This window comes from Paraburkholderia sp. BGA-UO-ETr-F21 (assembly GCF_059567925.1).
In genome coordinates, this window is record NZ_JCAQOY010000039.1 from 383598 (window position 1) to 400680 (window position 17083).

Genomic DNA, 17083 nt, shown 5'->3' on the forward strand with positions numbered 1-17083 from the left:
CGAGCCCGGCCGGCGTTCTGCCGCAGCCGTACGTGGCTGTTCTTCGCGCCGTGGCGGCGCGATCGGATCATTGTTCATGGATATTCACCTCGATAGTCGATGAGCTCGGCCCACATGGACTGTGTAATATAGGGGGAATGTCCGTCCCTATTGACGCGCAGAAATCCCAGCAATGTGTCCATTGAGGAATCAATCGGGTAAAGATATGAGCGACATCCTCGACGGTGTGACGACATTCGTTCGCGTGGTCGAAACGGGCAGTTTCGCGCTGGCCGCGGAGCGCATGAACCTGACGCGCTCCGCGGTCGGCAAAGCGATCGTGCGGCTCGAAAAGCGGCTCGGCGTGCGCCTGCTCAATCGCACGACCCGCAGTCAGAGTCTCACCGAAGACGGGCAGGCCTACTACGACCGCTGCGTGCGTGCGCTGGCCGAGCTCGAAGCGGCCGAGGCCGACCTCGATTCGGGGCGGCGCGAGCCGAAAGGGCGTTTGCGTGTGAGCGTGCCGCAGGCTTTCGGCCACTACTGCGTCGCGCCGGTGCTGCTCGAACTGGCGCGTAAGCATCCGCAATTGAAGATCGACATTTCGATTACGGATCGCTTCGTCGACGTGATCGAGGAGGGTTTCGATCTGGTGGTGCGCGTAGGCCCGTTGGCCGACAGCGTGAGTCTCGCCGCGCGCAAGCTCGGCGTGCAGCACGCGAGCATTGGCGCCGCGCCTGCCTATCTGGAGCGGCATGGCACGCCGCGCAGCGTGGACGACTTACGCGGGCACGCGGTGATCGCCTATTTGCGGGCAGGCTCGCCGCAGCCGTGGGATGTGGTCGACGTCGACGGGCAGATTCGCCGCGCGCAGGTTCAGCCGCAGCTCGGTTTCGACGATATGACGGGGATTGTGGATGCCGCGCTCGCCGGGTTCGGCCTCGCGTGGCTGCCGGCTTGGCTGCTGGCCCGCTATGCGCGAACCGGCGAGCTGGTGACGGTGATGGAGCCTTGTTTCCGGCCGACTCAGGAGATCCATCTGGTGTGGCCGAAGAGCCGCTATCTGCCGCTGAAAACGCGCTGTGCGATCGACGCGCTGGTGGCGCAGATTCCGCCGATGATCGGGGCGCCCGCAGCGGGAGCCCCTGTTTCACAAGACGCCTAGAACTGCAGCGTGGCGCTGGCGACGGCGGTACGCGTCGGCGACGGCGCCACGTAGTAGCCCCACGCCGTCGTCCAGTAACGGCGATTGAAGAGGTTGTTGATCCCCGCGCGGAACGTCACGTCCTTGCCGGCGATCTTCGTCTCGTACCGGCCGCTCAGATCGAAGGTGGTGTAAGCCGGCACGAACTGCGTGTTCTGCGCGTCCACGGCCTGGTTGCCGACATACTTGCCGCCGAACGCGAGCGTCAGCGGGCGCAGATACGACGGGTTGTATTCGATCCGGCCCGTCACGGTGAAGCGCGGTGCGCCGTAAATGCGCTTGCCTTCCACGCTCGCATCGTCCACGTCCATGGCCTTCGTGTCGAGCCACATCACGCCGCCCAGCACGCGCCATTCGCTCGTCAGCGCAAGCCAGCCGCTGGCGTCGACGCCCTGATAGCGCTTGGTGCCGTCCTGCACGAAGACGTTGGCCGAGTTCGTGTAGTTGTAGCCCTGGTCTACACGGAACAGCGCGAGGTTGGCGCCCCACTTGCTGTGGTCGGATTTGAAGCCGATCTCATACTGCTTGCTCTTCAGCGGACCGAACGTGGCCGGGTAGTTGACGTTGGTGTTCGACGCCGCGCCGCCCTGTTCGAGCGACTCCACGTAGCTCGCATACACCGTGGAATAGGGATCGGTCTTGAACATCAGCGCGAAGGTCGGCGTGACCGGATCCGCTTCGTATTGCGACGTCACCGCGCCGCTCGGGTCGTACACGTGCTGGCGATATTGCGTATAGCGCAGACCGACCAGTGCCGACAGGCGTGAGGTGAGCTGCACGGTGTCGCTCGCGTACACGGCAGCCTGCGTGGTGCGCTGCTGACGGTACAGGTCGGAGCCGATGCTGACTTCGTCGTTGGTCAGCAACGTGCTGTTGTACAGGTTGCCGTAGCCGAGGAAGTAGCCTTCGTTCCAACCCGTGCTGTTGCTGTACTCGCTGGTTTGCGTCTGGAAACCGGCGCCCACCACCACGTCATGCTTGATGCTGCCCGTGTTGAAATGCCCTTGCACCATCGCGTCGACGTTCTGGTAGAAGTAGCGCGTCATTGCCGCATACAGCGTGTTGCTGTAGTTGCCTGCTGCGTCCGTGACATACAGCAGACTGTCCGAATTGGTGCGATTCTCCTTGGCGAAGCGGTATTTCACGCTCGCGTGCCAGTTTTCGGAGATGCGGTAATCGAGGCCCGTGCCGAACGAGGCCATTTCGGTCTCGTAGTAGTTCTGCGGTTGCGTGAGCGCATGGGTGACTTTGCTCGCGTCGGGAATGCCGCCGGCGTCGCCGCTGAACATCAGGCCGAACAGCGTGCCGTTGGTTCTGCGCTTCTGATAGAACGCGTCGGCGCTCCACGTCAGGTCGGGCGTAATGCGGAAGTCGAACGCGAGCGACGCCACCTGGCGGCGAATGTGGCCGTGGTCCTCGGCGGTGTTGCCGTTTTCGTTGACGAGGTTCAGACGGTAGCCGAAACGATCGTCATTGCCGAAGCGGCCGCCCAGATCGACCGCTTCGCTGAACACGCCGGCCGACTTGTAGCCGATCGAGACGCTGCGGTAGGGCGTGTCGGTTGGCCGCTTCAACACGTAATTGACGATCCCGCCCGGCGAGCCGAAGCCGTACATGAAGCCGGACAGGCCCTTGAGCAGTTCCACCTGCTCGAACGGTTCGAGCGAGAGATCGGTATCCCACGACGGGAAAGTCTGGCCGTCCACCTTGATGCTGTTCAACGTGTCGATCGGCATGCCGCGCACGGTGAACATCGAATTTTCGCTGATCGCGTTTTCGCTGGTGACCGACACGGCCGGGTCGTATTTATACAGATCGTTGGCGGTGGTCGCGAAAAGGTCCTGCGCTTCGTCGCTCGTCACCACATGGGTCGAGAACGGCGTGTCAACCTGCTTGCGCGAACCCAGCGCGCCCGCGCTGACCGTGTCGGCTTGCGCCACGGTGCTGTCTTTCGACGCCGTGACGCTCACCGCCGGCAAGGTGGCGGCGGTGTCGCTTGCCGCGACCTGCGCCCATCCCGGCGACGACAGCGTGGAAAGCGTCAAACCGACGCTGGCGAAAAGCCCCGCGCTGAGCAGCGATGGGGTCCGACGTTGGCCGCGCGCAAAAGTTGGGCGGCCGGCGACAAATAAATTCTGCATGTTGTTTGAATTAGGCAGGTGGCGGCGCGCGCACCAAGTCTGTGCAAAAACGACGCCGTGCTAGCGAGTGGTTGTTAGACGACTGGGTGAAACTGAAAGATACGATCGAATGGTAATGCATCTGATTCGCATTCACAAATTATTTTGTGTCTTAGGTCATCTATAAGACATCTGTTTCAAGCCGTGGGTCATGAGGCTGTAAGCCTTATGCGGCGGGGCTGGAGCACGTTGGGCGTGCTTGCGGGATATGTTTGTTTCGCAGCGAATAGAGGAAAACACGCATATACTCACGCTCTGGCCGTAAAAAGTAGTGCCGAGCCTGCGCGCTGCGTTTTGCTGCTTCGTCGCAACCTCGCCGGCTCAGCGCTACCAAACGCTCTGTCTATCACTTCACCTAGCAAAGCATCGAACATGTCCACACCGCCGAAGATCATCTACACCCTGACTGACGAAGCGCCTGCTCTGGCGACCTACTCGCTGCTGCCGATCGTCAAGGCGTTCACGCGCTCGTCCGACGTGATCGTTGAAACGCGCGACATTTCGCTGGCCGGCCGGATCATCGCTGCATTTCCCGACTACCTGAGCGCGGAACAGAAGGGTTCCGACGATCTGGCGGAGCTGGGTGCGCTCACCACGCGTCCGGAAGCGAACATCATCAAGCTGCCGAACATCAGCGCGTCGGTGCCGCAACTGAAGGCCGCGATCACGGAACTGCGCGATCAGGGCTACAAGCTGCCGGCGTACCCGGACGTCGCAACGACCGACGCAGAAAAAGACGTCAAGGCTCGCTACGACAAGATCAAGGGCAGCGCGGTCAACCCGGTGCTGCGCGAAGGCAATTCGGACCGTCGCGCGCCGCTGTCGGTCAAGAACTACGCACGCAAGCATCCGCACAAGATGGGCGCGTGGAGCGCGGACTCGAAGTCGCACGTCTCGCACATGAGCGGTGGTGATTTCTACGGCAGCGAAAAATCGGCGCTGATCGCAGCGGCCGGCGCTGTGAAGATCGAACTGACGGCCGCGGACGGCTCGAAGACGGTCCTGAAGGAAAAGACGCCGGTGCAAGCGGGCGAGATCATCGACGCTTCGGTGCTGTCGAAGAACGCGCTGCGCAGCTTCATCGAAGCGGAAATCGCCGACGCGAAGGCGAAGGGCGTGCTGTTCTCGGTGCACCTGAAGGCCACCATGATGAAGGTGTCGGATCCGATCATCTTCGGTCACGTGGTGTCGGTGTTCTACAAAGACGTGCTCGCCAAGCACGCGGACGTGCTGGCGAAGGCCGGCTTCAACCCGAACAACGGTATCGGCGATCTGTACGCGCGCCTGAAAGACCTGCCGGCTGAAACGGTTGCCGCGATCGAAGCCGACATCAAGGCGCAATACGCAGAGCGTCCGCCGCTGGCCATGGTCAATTCGGACAAGGGCATTACCAGCCTGCACGTGCCGAGCGACGTGATCGTCGACGCGTCCATGCCGGCCATGATTCGCGAGTCGGGCAAGATGTGGGGTGCGGATGGCGCGCTGCACGACGCCAAGGCCGTGATTCCGGACCGTTGCTACGCGGACGTTTATCAGGCGGTGATTGAAGACTGCAAGAAGCACGGCGCGTTCGACCCGGTCACGATGGGCACGGTGCCCAACGTCGGCCTGATGGCGCAAGCCGCCGAGGAATACGGTTCACACGACAAGACGTTCCAGATTCCGGCCAACGGCGTGGTTCGCGTGACGGACGCAGCCGGCACGGTGTTGCTCGAGCAGCCGGTGGAAGCGGGCGACATCTGGCGCATGTGCCAGACCAAAGACGCGCCGGTGCAGGACTGGGTCAAGCTCGCGGTGAACCGCGCTCGCGCCTCCAACACGCCTGCCGTGTTCTGGCTGGATGCAGCGCGCGCGCACGACGCCCAGATTATCAAGAAGGTCGAGCACTACCTGAAGGACCACGACACCAGCGGTCTGGACATTCGCATCATGACGCCGGTCGAAGCGACGAAGTTCTCGGTCGAGCGCATCCGCGCCGGCAAGGACACGATTTCGGTCACCGGCAACGTGCTGCGCGACTACCTGACCGACCTGTTCCCGATCATGGAACTGGGCACCAGCGCGAAGATGCTGTCGATCGTTCCGCTGATGGCAGGTGGCGGCATGTTCGAGACCGGCGCGGGTGGTTCGGCGCCGAAGCACGTGCAGCAACTGGTCGAAGAAGGTTTCCTGCGTTGGGATTCGCTGGGTGAATTCCTGGCGTTGGCCGCCTCGCTCGAACATCTGAGCGGCGCGTATCACAACCCGAAGGCGCAGGTTTTGGCCAAGACGCTCGATCAGGCAACCGGCAAGTTCCTCGACAACGACAAGTCGCCGGCGCGCAAGGTTGGCGGTATCGACAACCGCGGCAGCCACTTCTACCTCGCGCTGTACTGGGCGGAAGCTCTGGCCGCGCAAACCGAAGATGCGGCGCTGCAGGCACAGTTCGCCGGCGTGGCGAAGGCACTGGCCGAGAACGAAGCGAAGATCGTCGAGGAGTTGGGTGCCGCGCAGGGCAAGCCGGTGGACATCGGCGGTTATTATCGCCCGAACGTCGAACTGACGAGCAAGGCTATGCGCCCGAGCGCCACGCTGAACAAGATCGTGGACGCGGTTGCTTGATGCACTGAAGAAACGTGCTGTACTGAAGTAGGCGGTAAGCATGACGATGGCGCTCTCGAGCGCCATCGTCATTTTTGTTTCCACGTGAGTCGCCGCCATAACTGCCATCACACGTGAACGATTTCCCAATCGCTGAGCTTCTCGGGAATTTCGAGCGTCGCTGTGTCGTCGCCTTCCGAGAGATGCGGGCAGATCAAGCCGCGTGCGAGGTCGTCGGCGGCCTGTTGCGGGCTGGCAAACTCGCCGAGCGTTTCGTTGCCGTAGGTTGCTTCCCAACCGTCCTGTCCCGGCAAAATGTAGAACGCGCCTTGATTCGAACCAAAACGAAAGCCTTTCATTTTTAGTCTCCCAATTGCCAATTAAAAACCGCGGTGCCGTGGCGGCTTCGTGCGAGAGGTTGGGGACCGTCAGACAGTGTTTCCGTCTCGTCCAACTCACTCGGCTACTGAAGCGCCGGCTCTTGTAAAAGAGTCTACGTCAGCAGGCAGTGGCGCAAGGGGTTGTTAGATGCTTCGTTCGAGTAAAAAATTGTGTTTAAAAATAAAGGCTTATCGTCTTTGTTCCACGATGTGCAACGTGGGGCGACATTGCGAAATGCCGGATTTGTGCCACGCACCACGATTTTTTACGAAGCAATCGATCGTTCCACATCGTGAAATTTTCGAGAGTTTAAGTGCGGTCGTTCTATTCGAGGCAGGATCGCAAGCGGCCGACGCGTCGGCACGATCCGCTTAGCCGGCAAGCCGGCGCAGGAAATCGAGCATCACACGATTGAATTGCGCCGGCCGTTGCAGCGGGGCGAAGTGACTCACGCCCGGCAATAGAACCAGCTCCGCGCCGGGAATGGTGCGGGCGAGGTATGCGGCGTGTTCCGGCTTGATGAACTCGTCGCGTTCGCTTTGCACGATGGCGACCGGCACACGGACTCGGGCCAGATCGTCGGCGCGGTAGTTGGGCTCGGTTTTCATCATCGTGCTGACGGCGGAGACGAATGCTTCGAAGTCGTCCGGTGTCGCCGATAGCTGCGCGTAGTCTTTTGCGTGGCGGCTGAAGCAGCGCTCGATCGTAGGCGTCGGCACAAATGGCTTCGTGCCGCTCGGGTCCATATTGCAGCCGAAGAAAAACACGCCCGCCACGCGCTCCGGGGCGGTGATGCCCAATACCATCGCGACGCAGGCGCCGTCGCTCCAGCCCACCAGCGCCGCGCGATCGAGCCGCAAGGCGTCCATGACGGCGAGCACGTCCGAGGCCATCAGTTCGTAGCGGTAGGGCCGTGCGTCGCGGGTGCTGCGACCGTGGCCGCGACTGTCGACGACCACCACGCGATGCCCTGCGCCGAGCAGCGCCGGAAGCTGGTAGCCCCAATTGCCGCTATGCCCGAGACCGCCGTGCAGCAGAATCACTGGTGCGCCGGTGCCATACGACGCGTACCAGATGCGCGCGCCTTCGTGCTCAACGTAGGCTTCTTCGTTCGGGACCGGCAGCGGCGCGGCGCCAGCGGCTTCGAAGTGTTCGAGGTCGTCGTCGTGCGATTTGCTGGTGGGTTCCATCGCCGTCGTCTCCGGTGTGTCGAGCGCCTTACTCTGGTCCCATGCACCCATTGCGGTAGCACGCAACAAGGTTGCCTGGAGGATTCGCTAGGTTGCCAGCGTTCCGGACTGCGATCAACGCACCTACGAGTTTTTGTGTCCAGTGGGTTTGCGCAACGTCGGTGCACTAAAAGCAAAACCCGGCGCAAAGGCCGGGTTCCGTTCTATCGCCGCACTGGCGGTAACACACCTATCACTGCATCCCGGACGACTCGTAATTCACATCCGACACCACGCCGTTCGGATCGATCGTGACGATCAGATCGCGCTTGGAGAACTTGAGGTTGAACGCCGAGCCGCTCGTCGTGTGGTACGCATAAACGAGGGCTTGGCCCTTCTTGTCCTTGATGATCGGATACACCGCATAGCCGGCGGGTCTGCCCAGCAACGCGATGACCTCGCCGCGGGTGGTCTTGCCTTTGACGATGGCCGAGCGTTTCGACGCGTCGAAGGAACTGGCGTCGTCCTTGAACGTGGAGACGAATACGTTGGACACCATCACGTCCTTCCAGAAGCCCAGTTCCAGCGAGCGCGCCGGTATCACGCCGGTTTCCAGCGGCGTGCCGCCAGTCGACGCATACGCATAGGAAAGCAGCGTCACGTCTTCGTCGTTCTTGGTGACGGTGCTCTGGCGAAACGGGCTACCGTATTTTGCTCGCGCCTCGGTAACGGTCGTTTTGCCGTTTTGCAAAGCCGAGTCATCAGGACGGACGAAGTTCGTCCCGGCGCAGCCACTCAGCATGCCGACCAGAGCAGCACTCAGGCAAATCATTGAAATCTTGTTCATCAGGTCCCCGAAGACATCGTAATAAGGCGTGCACGTGGCACTGTTTTGAATGCTTCTCTACCGAGCGAAGTTCGCATGTCACACGAACAGTGGAGATCGACGGCCTTCGCGATAACCACCGCTCGTAGTCACCGACGCTCAACTCGAAACGTACGCGACATACGGCCCCGTCCCGCCGCCGCTCGAGGCGCGGCCCGAGATGCCGTAGTAGACATGGCGGCCATAGAAGAACGGCAGGCCAAAGTCGAACTGCCGGGTCATATAGATACCGAGGTTGTTGAACGCGTTATTCCCCGATGCGTTCAGCGTCGCGCCGTTTGCGATATTGAAGCCGAGTGTCACGCTCGCCGGATTGGTCCCCACGAGGGTCGAGGTGCGGCCCACCGTCGCGGCCGGAATGTAGTACCCGGACGACGTGTCGCGCGCAATCGTGGTATCCGGAAAGAACAGCACGGTCGAGCCCGAATCGAAGAACGTCTGCGTGAATACAGTGCCGTTATAGCTGGACGTGAAGTCGCCGTTCAGGTTCGTCCGGAAGATCGGCGCACCTGTGCCGTTCAGCACGTTATTCGCCTGAGTGTCGATGCCGAACACGAGCGTGCCTTGAGCCGTCGCGCTGCCGCTATCCGACACTTGCGCCATCTCCAGAATCACGCCGTTGTTGTCTTGCGCGAAGAGCGACACCGGGTTGGTGATCTGGCCGCTGACCGGCACCGAGGTGACGTTGCCGGCGTTGGTGTAATAGAACTGCGGACGCGCCGTCAATTCACACGCCGAGCCGCAATCCGTCGGACTCACTCCAATGCCGAGAATGCCGTTTGCGCCAATATCGGCAACGCTCGCCAACTGCCTTCCCACCTGGCATTCGCTCGGCGCGGCCACGGTCAGCGCCGGATCGCCGATCACGTGGATCGGCACCGACGGCGCAATCTCGCTCGATAAACCCACGTCCGCGAGATGCACCGAACCCCATGCATAGCCGCTGCCGAACAACGCGCATTCGGCGAGCGGCAGGCCGCTCGTATGAGCCGTTTCGGCAGTGAGCGCGCTGAAAGTGGCGTCAGGAATCGCCGAGCGAATCAGACGCAGCCCAAACGACGCCGTGTCGACGATCACGTTGGGAATCGTCGCGCAACTTGTTGCCGCGTTGGAGCCGGGCGCGCAGATCTTGACGCTGACCATCGGCTGGTTATGAATGCCCGTTCCGCTTACCGTTACCAGCATCGTGTTGCCCGCGCCCACGAGTGTGGGCACGGCCGACGCGTCGACGGCGAGCACATTGGGTGTCGAGTCACTGGTAAGGGGCGTGTTCGCCGAGCCGCCCGATGCCGCGGGCGCGCTCGCGGCGGTGGGCGCGTTGGCCGTCGTGGTGCTGTTGCCGCCGCCACCACCGCCACCGCAGCCGGCAAGACCGAATGCCAATCCGAGCCCAAGCGCGAGCTCAAGCGCCGCGGCAATAATCCTTGCGATTTTGCGCACTGTTATTCTCTCTAATGATTTTAATGAGTTATTTGATATCGTCAGCGCTGACCCCTTGCGGCAGCGCTTGCGGTAAATAGGCGCGGCCCACGAAGGCGCCCATATGGCCGCCGGTCTCCACGACCAGCCCCGACTGATGCACGACGGCGGGTCCATAGCCGCCGCCTTGCGTGGCGTGGGCGTCGGTGAGTGCCTGGACGTAGGAAGGGAAGTAAGTGGCGAGCAGCGTTTTGAGCGGCGGCATGGTCGGGCCTTGCCAGCTCAACGCGAAGACGCTGTTGCCCGGGCCGATGTATTCGCTCACCACCGTCCCCGATGAAAGCGTTGTCTGGCTCACGGTGTAGCTCGCCGCTGCCGCGCTGCCACTGGCGGCGAAGCGCGCCACGGCCGCGCTACTCTGGCTCGCCGCCCCCGCGCTCGTACTGCTCGCCGTGACGGGATAGGTCGGTGCGCCGCCCAATGCCGCATACGCCGGAGCAATCAGAGCGAACGACGCCGCGGCCACCGCGAGCATTCGAAATTGGCTCATTATCATTTTTTCGTTTTCGAAGTTTTTGGAGTTTTTGGAAACACGCGCGAGCGGTTTTCTTATCCCTCGAACTCGCGCGAAGCCGATACTAGCGCGGGCACGTGGAAGTAAATCAGACGATTAATGGCGATAATCGGGCGCTGTTTGAAAATGAAAGGTAACGCGCATATTGCGCGCGGTTCAATCCTCGCCGAGTTTCTCGATCAGCATTGAAACGAAGGTCTCCGTCACCGGCGGCAAAGTGCGGCCGCGCTTCTTGATGAGCGCGATAGGCCGGGTGAACGCGGGATCGTCGACCGCGCGCACGATCAGCTCGGGCTCCGCTCTGACTTCGCGGGCCGACGCCGGCAGGATCGTCACGCCGAGCCCGGCGCGCGCCATCGCGACAGCGGTCATCATGTAGGTGGGCTCGCACGCAATCTCCGGCGTGCAGCGGGCGTTCGCGAAAGCGCTGTCGACAACGGCCCGCACGCTCGTACCCTGTGCGGTCAGCACGAGCGGCACGGCGGCGAGATCGGCGAGTGTGATGCGCCGCCGCCGGGCCAGTGCATGGCGCTTCGGAAACACGGCAACCAGCCGGTCGATGCCCGCATGCAGCACCTCGAACGCGGCATCGTCGAGCTGGCCGCCGGTCAGTCCGATATCGGCCTCTTCATTGCGCACGAGCGTATTGACCATGCTGGCGACCACGTCGCGCACATGAAAGCTCACGCGCGGCACGGCCTTCTTGAGGTCCTGTACGAGTTCAGGCAACACGCTGGCCGCGAACGTGGGCAGGCACGCGATCCGCACCGTGCCGCTCGCGCCTTCGCCGAGCGAGCGTGCGTCGATCAGCACGTGCTCCATGTCATGCAGCGACTTCTGCAGGAGCGGCAGCAATTCGCGGCCGGTCGGCGTCAGCGCGACGTTGCGGCTGTTGCGGTCCAAGAGGCGCATGCCGACGGTTTCTTCAAGCCGGCGAATTTGCACCGTCAGCGCCGGTTGCGACAGATGCAGCCGCGTCGCCGCCCGCGTGAAGCTGCCCGTTTGCGCCACTGCGATAAACGCGCGAATGTCCCGAAGATTCAGATCCATGATGGTTTGTAATTGCTGCGATCAAATCATTTCAATTGATTTATAAGCGCTTCGAACTTACGCTGGATCGCAGTAAAAAACAATCTCGGAGACAAGCACATGCTGCCATTACTGGGGCTCGCCACCATCGTCGTATTGCTCGGCGCGATTCTGTCCAAACGTATGTCGCCGCTGGTCGCGCTCATCATCGTGCCGATTGCGGCGTCGCTTATTGGCGGCTTCGGCTTTCAGACCAGCAAGTTCGTGATCGAAGGGCTCAAGAGTCTCGCGCCGGTCGTCGGCATGTTCGTATTCGCGATTCTTTACTTCGGCACGATCACCGACGCCGGCACGCTCGATCCGATCATCGACCGCATTCTGCGCGCGGTCGGCACGCGGCCCACGCGGATCGTAATGGGCACCACGCTGCTTGCGCTGCTGATCCATCTGGACGGCTCCGGCGCCGTCTGCTTTCTGGTCACGATTCCCGCCATGCTGCCGCTCTACGATCGCCTGAAGATGGATCGGCGCGTGCTGGCCGCGGCGGTTTCGATGGCGGCCGGCATCAACTTCCTGCCGTGGACGGGCCCGATGATTCGCGCCTCAGCGTCCCTGCATCTGCCGATCTCGGCGCTCTTTAATCCGCTGATTCCTGTGCAGGCAATCGGCCTCGTGTTCGTGTTCGGCATGGCGTTCTGGCTCGGTCGGCGCGAGGAAAAACGCCTCGGCCTCACGGCCGCGAGCGGTTCGGTGCCCATGCCGAAACGCGAACTCACGCCCGACGAACAGGCGCTGCGCCGGCCAAAGAACTTCTGGTTCAACATCGTGCTGACGCTGTTGGTGCTCGGCACCATGGTCGTGATGGGCGAGAAGATCCCGCCGGCGATCATGTTCATGGTCGGCCTGTGCATCGCGCTGATGGTGAACTATCCGAACGTCGACATGCAGCGCAAACGGATCGACGCCCATGCGCGAGCCGCATTGATGATGGCCGGCATTCTGCTCGCAGCCGGCGTGTTCACCGGCGTGATGCAAGGCAGCGGCATGCTGAAGGCGATGGCGCAGGCGGCGGTCGGTTTCGTACCGCCGGCGATGGCCAGTCATATTCCCGTCGCGCTCGGCTTGCTCTCGATGCCGCTCAGCATGTTGTTCGATCCCGACTCCTTCTATTTCGGTGTGCTGCCGGTGATCGCAGAAGTAGCCGGCCAGCTCGGCGTGCCCGCGGTGCACGTCGGCCAGGCCGCGTTGCTCGGCCAGATGACCACGGGCTTTCCGGTGAGCCCGCTGACACCCGCCACCTTCCTCGTGGTCGGCCTGTGCGGCATCGATCTCGCCGACCATCAGAAATTCACGTTCCCCTTGCTGTTCGGCGCGTCGGTCGTCATGACGATTGCCTGCGTCGCGCTGGGGATATTCTCACTGTGAGCTTCACTGAACGAACGGATGTGACCAGCATGACAGCCACTCAATCTCAACGCAGCGTGCGCGTCGGCGCGGGCGCGGGTTATTCGGGCGACCGGATCGAACCCGCCGTCGAACTGGCGGAGCACGGCGCGCTCGATTACCTCGTGTTCGAGTGCCTCGCTGAACGCACGATTGCTATCGCGCAGCAGGCGCGCAGCAAAGACCCGGAACTCGGCTACGACCCGTTGCTCGAAACGCGCATGCGGGCCGTGCTGCCGGCTGCGCTGCGCAACGGCGTGCGCATCATTTCGAACATGGGGGCGGCAAACCCCCTCGCGGCGGCGCGTAAAACCGTTGAGATCGCGCGCGAGCTCGGTCTCGGCGAGGTGAAGATCGCGGCGGTCACCGGCGACGATGTGCTCGACGTCGTGCGCCACGGCGATTTCTGCTTCGTCGAATCCGGAGAACGTGTGTCGGACTATCAGGACCGGCTGGTGTCCGCGAACGCCTATCTCGGCGCGAGCGCGATCGTCGATGCGCTCGCGGCCGGTGCACAGATCGTGCTGACCGGACGCGTGGCCGATCCGTCGCTGTTCGTCGCACCGCTGATTCACGAATTCGGCTGGCGCATGGACGACTGGCAGACGCTTGGCCAGGCGACCGTGATCGGTCATCTGCTGGAATGCGCGGGGCAGATTACCGGTGGCTATTTCGCGGATCCGGGCTTCAAGGATGTGCCTGAACTGGCGAGGCTCGGCTTCCCGATTGCCGAGGTCGGGCAGGACGGCGCAGTGGTTATCACCAAGCTCGCGCAAGCCGGCGGGCGAGTCACGGAAGCGACCTGCAAGGAACAGCTGCTGTACGAGATTCACGATCCGCAGCGCTATCTGCAACCGGACGTGGTCGCGGATTTCTCCCAGGTGCGCGTCGCGCAGGAAGCGCCGGATCGCGTTCGCGTGAGCGGCGGGCGAGGCACGCCGCGTACGGATACGTTGAAGGTGTCGGTTGCTTATTTCGATGGTTATATCGGCGAAGGGCAGATTTCGTACGGCGGTCCCGGTGCGTTGGCGCGCGCGCGGCTCGCGCTCGATATCGTGCGCGAGCGGCTCGTGTTGACCGGCGTGGAGACGCGTGAATTGCGCTTCGATCTGATCGGCGTGAACTCGTTGCATGGCGAGACGGCGGCCGCCGGTTATCCCGAACCTTACGAGGTGCGCGCAAGAGTGGCGGGGCGCACGGCCTCGCTTGCGCAAGCCGTGCGGATCGGCAACGAGGTGGAGACGCTGTACACCAATGGTCCCGCCGGCGGAGGCGGCGTCACGAAGTCGGCCCGCGAAGTCGTCGCGGTGCAATCGGTTTTGCTGCCGCGCGAGCATGTGACGCCGGCGTTTTCGATGGTGGAGGCGTGAGATGAAATTACGTGAGCTGGCTCATTCGCGTACCGGCGACAAAGGCAATACGCTGAACATCTCGGTGATCTGCTACGACGCGAAGAACTACGAACATCTGCGCGCGGCGCTGACGCCGGAACGGGTCAAAGCGCATCTGCGCGATGTCGTGCAAGGCGACGTGGTGCGTCATGAACTGCCCGGCATCGGCGCGTTCAACTTCGTGCTCGGCCATGCGCTTGGCGGCGGCGTGACGCGCTCGCTCGCACTCGACGCGCACGGCAAATCACTGAGCTCGGCGTTGATGGATCTCGATGTCGAGGCGCCCGCTTCGTAGATCACTCATTCGTTGCGGCCGCCTTCTGACTGGCGGCTCAATCGGCTCAATCGGCTCAATCGGCTCAATCGACTCAATCACCCGCTTTGCTCAGTTCGTGAGCGCGACGCAGCCGTTCGCGGCTATTGCTCAAATGCATGCGCATGGCGGCGCGCGCGTCGTCCGGGTCTTGCCGTTCGATTGCGCGATAGATCATCTGATGCTCGTTCAACACGTTGCGCAGATGCTCGATATGGTCGAGTTCCGCGATCTCCGCCGTGCCGAGCCGCGTACGCGGGCTCACCGCGCGGCCGAGTTGGCTCAGCACGTCGAAGAAATAGCGGTTGCCGCTCGCGCGGGCGATCTGCAAATGAAACTCGATGTCGTGCGCGACCGTATCGCTGCTGCCGCGCTCGAGTTCGGACTCGAAGCGGTCCAGTGCACCGCGGATCTGCTTGAGGTTCTGGTCGGTGCGCCGCGCCGCGGCGAGCGCGGCGGAGGCGGCCTCGACATCGATGCGGAATTCGATGATCGCCATGACGTCCAGCATGCTGGAGAGGTCGGCGGTCGGCAGCTTCATGGCTTGTTCCGTCGGCGGCGCCAGCACGAAGGTGCCGATGCCGTGACGCGTCTCGACCACCTGGGCCGCTTGCAGGCGCGAAATCGCCTCACGCACCACGGAGCGGCTGACCGAGAGCTGCTTCATCATCGCGACTTCGGTGGGAATGCGGTCGCCCGGCCTCAGGGCGCCGCGGCGAATTTCATCGGAAAGGGTGGCCACCACCTTCTCAGTTAGGCTGCTCATTTCTGGGGCTGGTCGGTTGTTCGGCTGGAAATGCACACATGGCGCGTGCGAATGGTGTCGTGTGTCGCCTCGGTATAGCCATCATAGCGGTTGTCCGGCCGGGAACGATTTCAATCGCGCGCTTGGGATGGTTGGCGGAAAAGGGGTTTCAGGGTTGGTTTGATCGGAAGTCTATGTCCGCTATTTCACAGTCATCAGACATCCTAGTTCGATTGTCGAAATGGCTGCCGGCGCGCGCCGTGTGCAATGATACGCAGATGGGCCGCAGTTCTGCAGGGTAAACACGGCATTGGAATAGCGCACGAAACAACGGTAGACTGTCATCAGACGACGTATCACAGGGTTGGGTGCGAAAAATCGGCGTGCCTAAATGCGCTGCGTTGCATTTGATTTGCCTGCATGACAGCCGAAACTGGAGACAACCTTGACATCTGCCCTCACCACCGCCGCCGACCCGCTCGGATCAGCGGTCTCCAAGGTCAAGCGGCACGTGCTGCCGCTGTTTCTGATCATGTTCATCGCGAACTACATCGACCGCGTGAACATCGGCTTCGTCAATTCCCACATGCAAACGGACCTCGGCATTGGCGCCGCGGCCTACGGTCTCGGGAGCGGTTTGTTCTTTATCGGCTACGCGCTGTTCGAGGTGCCCTCGAACGTGTTGATGCAGAAGTACGGTGCGCGCGCGTGGCTCACCCGCATCATGGGTACGTGGGGACTCGTCGCGGCAGCGATGGCGTTCGTCTGGAACGACACTTCGTTCTACGTGCTGCGGTTTCTGCTGGGCATCGCCGAGGCCGGCTTCTTTCCCGGCGTGGTCTTTTACTTCACGCAATGGCTGCCGCAGAAGGAACGCGGCAAGGCGGTGGCGGTTTTTCTCGGCGGCTCGGCGCTCGCGTCTGTGTTGTCCGGTCCGATCACCGGCAGCCTGCTGTCCATTCGTGGCTTCGGCTTACACGGCTGGCAATGGATGTTTCTCGTCGAAGGCGGCTTTTCGATAGCGCTGTGCGCGGTGAGCTGGATGCTGCTGAAGTCGCGTATCAGCGATGCCTCGTGGCTCTCCGCCGAAGAACAGAACGTGCTCGCCACGTCGATCGCGGCGGAGCAGGCCGAGCGCGAGGCGCACGGCGGCGCGCATCTACCGGCCATGAAGCTGTTGAAGGACCCGCAGATTCTGCTGTTCTGCTTCCTGTACTTCGCGATTCAACTGACCATCTACGCGGCCACCTTCTGGCTGCCCACCATCATTCGCAAAATGGGCGGCCTGTCCGACTTCGAAGTCGGCATGCTCAACGCGATTCCCTGGCTCATTGCCATGGTCGCGATGTACTGCTTCGCGCTGTTGTCGGCGAAATGGCGCTTTCAGCAAGCGTGGCTGGCCGTGGCGCTCGTCATCGCGGCGTGCGGGCTGTTCGCTTCGACTTCTGGCAATCCGGTGCTGTCGTTCGTGGCGATCTGTTTCTCGGCGATCGGCTTCAAGGCAGCGGCTTCGCTGTTCTGGCCGATCCCGCAGGGTTATCTGGATGCACGCGTGGCCGCCGCGGTCATTGCGCTGATCAACTCGGTGGGCAACCTCGGCGGATTTTTCGCGCCGGCCGCGTTCGGTTATCTGCAGCAGCACACCGGTTCGATCACGGGTGGGCTGTACGGTCTGGCCGTGGCTTCGCTGATTGCGGCAGCGGCTGGCTTTCTGACCCGCAATCGCCGCGTGAAGCACGACCCGTTGCCGGAATCGCTGCAGCATCGAGCCCACTGACTACACTGACTAA

14 protein-coding genes are annotated in these 17083 nt (G+C 62.3%); 6 read left to right on the forward strand and 8 right to left on the reverse strand.

The annotated features are described in order from the left end of the window. Positions 1-205 precede the first annotated feature (205 nt). Positions 206-1144, forward strand: a complete 939-nt coding sequence (locus tag AC57B1_RS31180; protein ID WP_496419629.1) for a LysR family transcriptional regulator — start codon at positions 206-208, stop codon at positions 1142-1144. On the opposite strand, the gene AC57B1_RS31185 is transcribed toward AC57B1_RS31180, so the two are convergent. Continuing rightward, complete coding sequence (locus AC57B1_RS31185) at positions 1141-3324, reverse strand: TonB-dependent siderophore receptor (RefSeq protein WP_408341970.1); 2184 nt, start codon at positions 3322-3324, stop codon at positions 1141-1143. The two genes, AC57B1_RS31180 and AC57B1_RS31185, sit on opposite strands and share 4 nt — an antisense overlap. A gap of 411 nt (positions 3325-3735) precedes the next feature. Between AC57B1_RS31185 and AC57B1_RS31190 the strand changes: the two genes are divergently transcribed. Next, positions 3736-5964 carry an NADP-dependent isocitrate dehydrogenase gene (locus tag AC57B1_RS31190; protein ID WP_091806360.1) on the forward strand — a complete coding sequence of 743 codons (2229 nt, stop codon included), beginning with the start codon at positions 3736-3738 and terminating at the stop codon, positions 5962-5964. A gap of 107 nt (positions 5965-6071) precedes the next feature. On the opposite strand, the gene AC57B1_RS31195 is transcribed toward AC57B1_RS31190, so the two are convergent. From AC57B1_RS31195 to AC57B1_RS31220, 6 genes are all read right to left on the reverse strand, one after another. Continuing rightward, entirely contained in the window at positions 6072-6302 is a 231-nt protein-coding gene (locus AC57B1_RS31195; protein ID WP_091806363.1) for a hypothetical protein, read from the reverse strand. Positions 6303-6695: 393 nt separating this feature from the next. Beyond that, positions 6696-7514 carry an alpha/beta fold hydrolase gene (locus AC57B1_RS31200; RefSeq protein WP_496419630.1) on the reverse strand — a complete coding sequence of 273 codons (819 nt, stop codon included), beginning with the start codon at positions 7512-7514 and terminating at the stop codon, positions 6696-6698. Positions 7515-7746: 232 nt separating this feature from the next. Beyond that, positions 7747-8340, reverse strand: coding sequence for a hypothetical protein (locus AC57B1_RS31205; RefSeq protein WP_496419631.1), 594 nt, complete (start codon positions 8338-8340; stop codon positions 7747-7749). A 138-nt stretch (positions 8341-8478) separates the two neighbouring features. Then, positions 8479-9819 carry a DUF3443 domain-containing protein gene (locus AC57B1_RS31210; protein ID WP_496419632.1) on the reverse strand — a complete coding sequence of 447 codons (1341 nt, stop codon included), beginning with the start codon at positions 9817-9819 and terminating at the stop codon, positions 8479-8481. A gap of 28 nt (positions 9820-9847) precedes the next feature. After that, positions 9848-10354, reverse strand: coding sequence for a DUF2844 domain-containing protein (locus AC57B1_RS31215; RefSeq protein ID WP_408341978.1), 507 nt, complete (start codon positions 10352-10354; stop codon positions 9848-9850). A gap of 174 nt (positions 10355-10528) precedes the next feature. Next, a complete protein-coding gene (locus tag AC57B1_RS31220) occupies positions 10529-11422 on the reverse strand; it encodes a LysR family transcriptional regulator (protein WP_496419633.1) in 894 nt (297 codons plus the stop codon). 99 nt (positions 11423-11521) lie between these two features. Here AC57B1_RS31220 and AC57B1_RS31225 point away from each other — a divergent pair, with 99 nt between their 5' ends. Genes AC57B1_RS31225 through AC57B1_RS31235 form a run of 3 tightly spaced genes read left to right on the forward strand, consistent with a single transcriptional unit; the run spans position 11522 to position 14530 of the window. After that, the gene (locus AC57B1_RS31225) at positions 11522-12826 is read left to right on the forward strand and encodes a CitMHS family transporter (protein ID WP_496419634.1); all 1305 of its coding nucleotides are present in this window, start codon (positions 11522-11524) and stop codon (positions 12824-12826) included. Between the two features lie 29 nt (positions 12827-12855). After that, on the forward strand, positions 12856-14214 hold the full coding sequence (locus tag AC57B1_RS31230; RefSeq protein WP_496419635.1) for an acyclic terpene utilization AtuA family protein: 1359 nt from the start codon (positions 12856-12858) through the stop codon (positions 14212-14214). Position 14215: 1 nt separating this feature from the next. After that, positions 14216-14530 (forward strand): AtuA-related protein, encoded by a 315-nt coding sequence (locus AC57B1_RS31235; RefSeq protein WP_408341986.1) that lies wholly within the window; start codon positions 14216-14218, stop codon positions 14528-14530. 73 nt (positions 14531-14603) lie between these two features. Here AC57B1_RS31235 and AC57B1_RS31240 read toward each other — a convergent pair whose 3' ends face one another. Beyond that, positions 14604-15314, reverse strand: coding sequence for a FadR/GntR family transcriptional regulator (locus AC57B1_RS31240; protein WP_408341988.1), 711 nt, complete (start codon positions 15312-15314; stop codon positions 14604-14606). Positions 15315-15738: 424 nt separating this feature from the next. Here AC57B1_RS31240 and AC57B1_RS31245 point away from each other — a divergent pair, with 424 nt between their 5' ends. After that, positions 15739-17070 (forward strand): MFS transporter, encoded by a 1332-nt coding sequence (locus AC57B1_RS31245; protein WP_408341990.1) that lies wholly within the window; start codon positions 15739-15741, stop codon positions 17068-17070. Positions 17071-17083: the final 13 nt, after the last annotated feature.

Excerpts from the sequence above, each read along its gene's own strand:
- AC57B1_RS31240 (WP_408341988.1), bottom strand. The coding sequence starts at position 15,314 with ATGAGCAGCCTAACTGAGAAGGTGGTGGCCACCCTTTCCGATGAAATT.
- AC57B1_RS31200 (WP_496419630.1), bottom strand. The coding sequence starts at position 7,514 with ATGGAACCCACCAGCAAATCGCACGACGACGACCTCGAACACTTCGAA.
- AC57B1_RS31225 (WP_496419634.1), top strand. The coding sequence starts at position 11,522 with ATGCTGCCATTACTGGGGCTCGCCACCATCGTCGTATTGCTCGGCGCG.
- AC57B1_RS31185 (WP_408341970.1), bottom strand. The coding sequence starts at position 3,324 with ATGCAGAATTTATTTGTCGCCGGCCGCCCAACTTTTGCGCGCGGCCAA.
- AC57B1_RS31195 (WP_091806363.1), bottom strand. The coding sequence starts at position 6,302 with ATGAAAGGCTTTCGTTTTGGTTCGAATCAAGGCGCGTTCTACATTTTG.
- AC57B1_RS31215 (WP_408341978.1), bottom strand. The coding sequence starts at position 10,354 with ATGATAATGAGCCAATTTCGAATGCTCGCGGTGGCCGCGGCGTCGTTC.
- AC57B1_RS31235 (WP_408341986.1), top strand. The coding sequence starts at position 14,216 with ATGAAATTACGTGAGCTGGCTCATTCGCGTACCGGCGACAAAGGCAAT.
- AC57B1_RS31220 (WP_496419633.1), bottom strand. The coding sequence starts at position 11,422 with ATGGATCTGAATCTTCGGGACATTCGCGCGTTTATCGCAGTGGCGCAA.
- AC57B1_RS31230 (WP_496419635.1), top strand. The coding sequence starts at position 12,856 with ATGACAGCCACTCAATCTCAACGCAGCGTGCGCGTCGGCGCGGGCGCG.
- AC57B1_RS31205 (WP_496419631.1), bottom strand. The coding sequence starts at position 8,340 with ATGAACAAGATTTCAATGATTTGCCTGAGTGCTGCTCTGGTCGGCATG.
- AC57B1_RS31180 (WP_496419629.1), top strand. The coding sequence starts at position 206 with ATGAGCGACATCCTCGACGGTGTGACGACATTCGTTCGCGTGGTCGAA.
- AC57B1_RS31190 (WP_091806360.1), top strand. The coding sequence starts at position 3,736 with ATGTCCACACCGCCGAAGATCATCTACACCCTGACTGACGAAGCGCCT.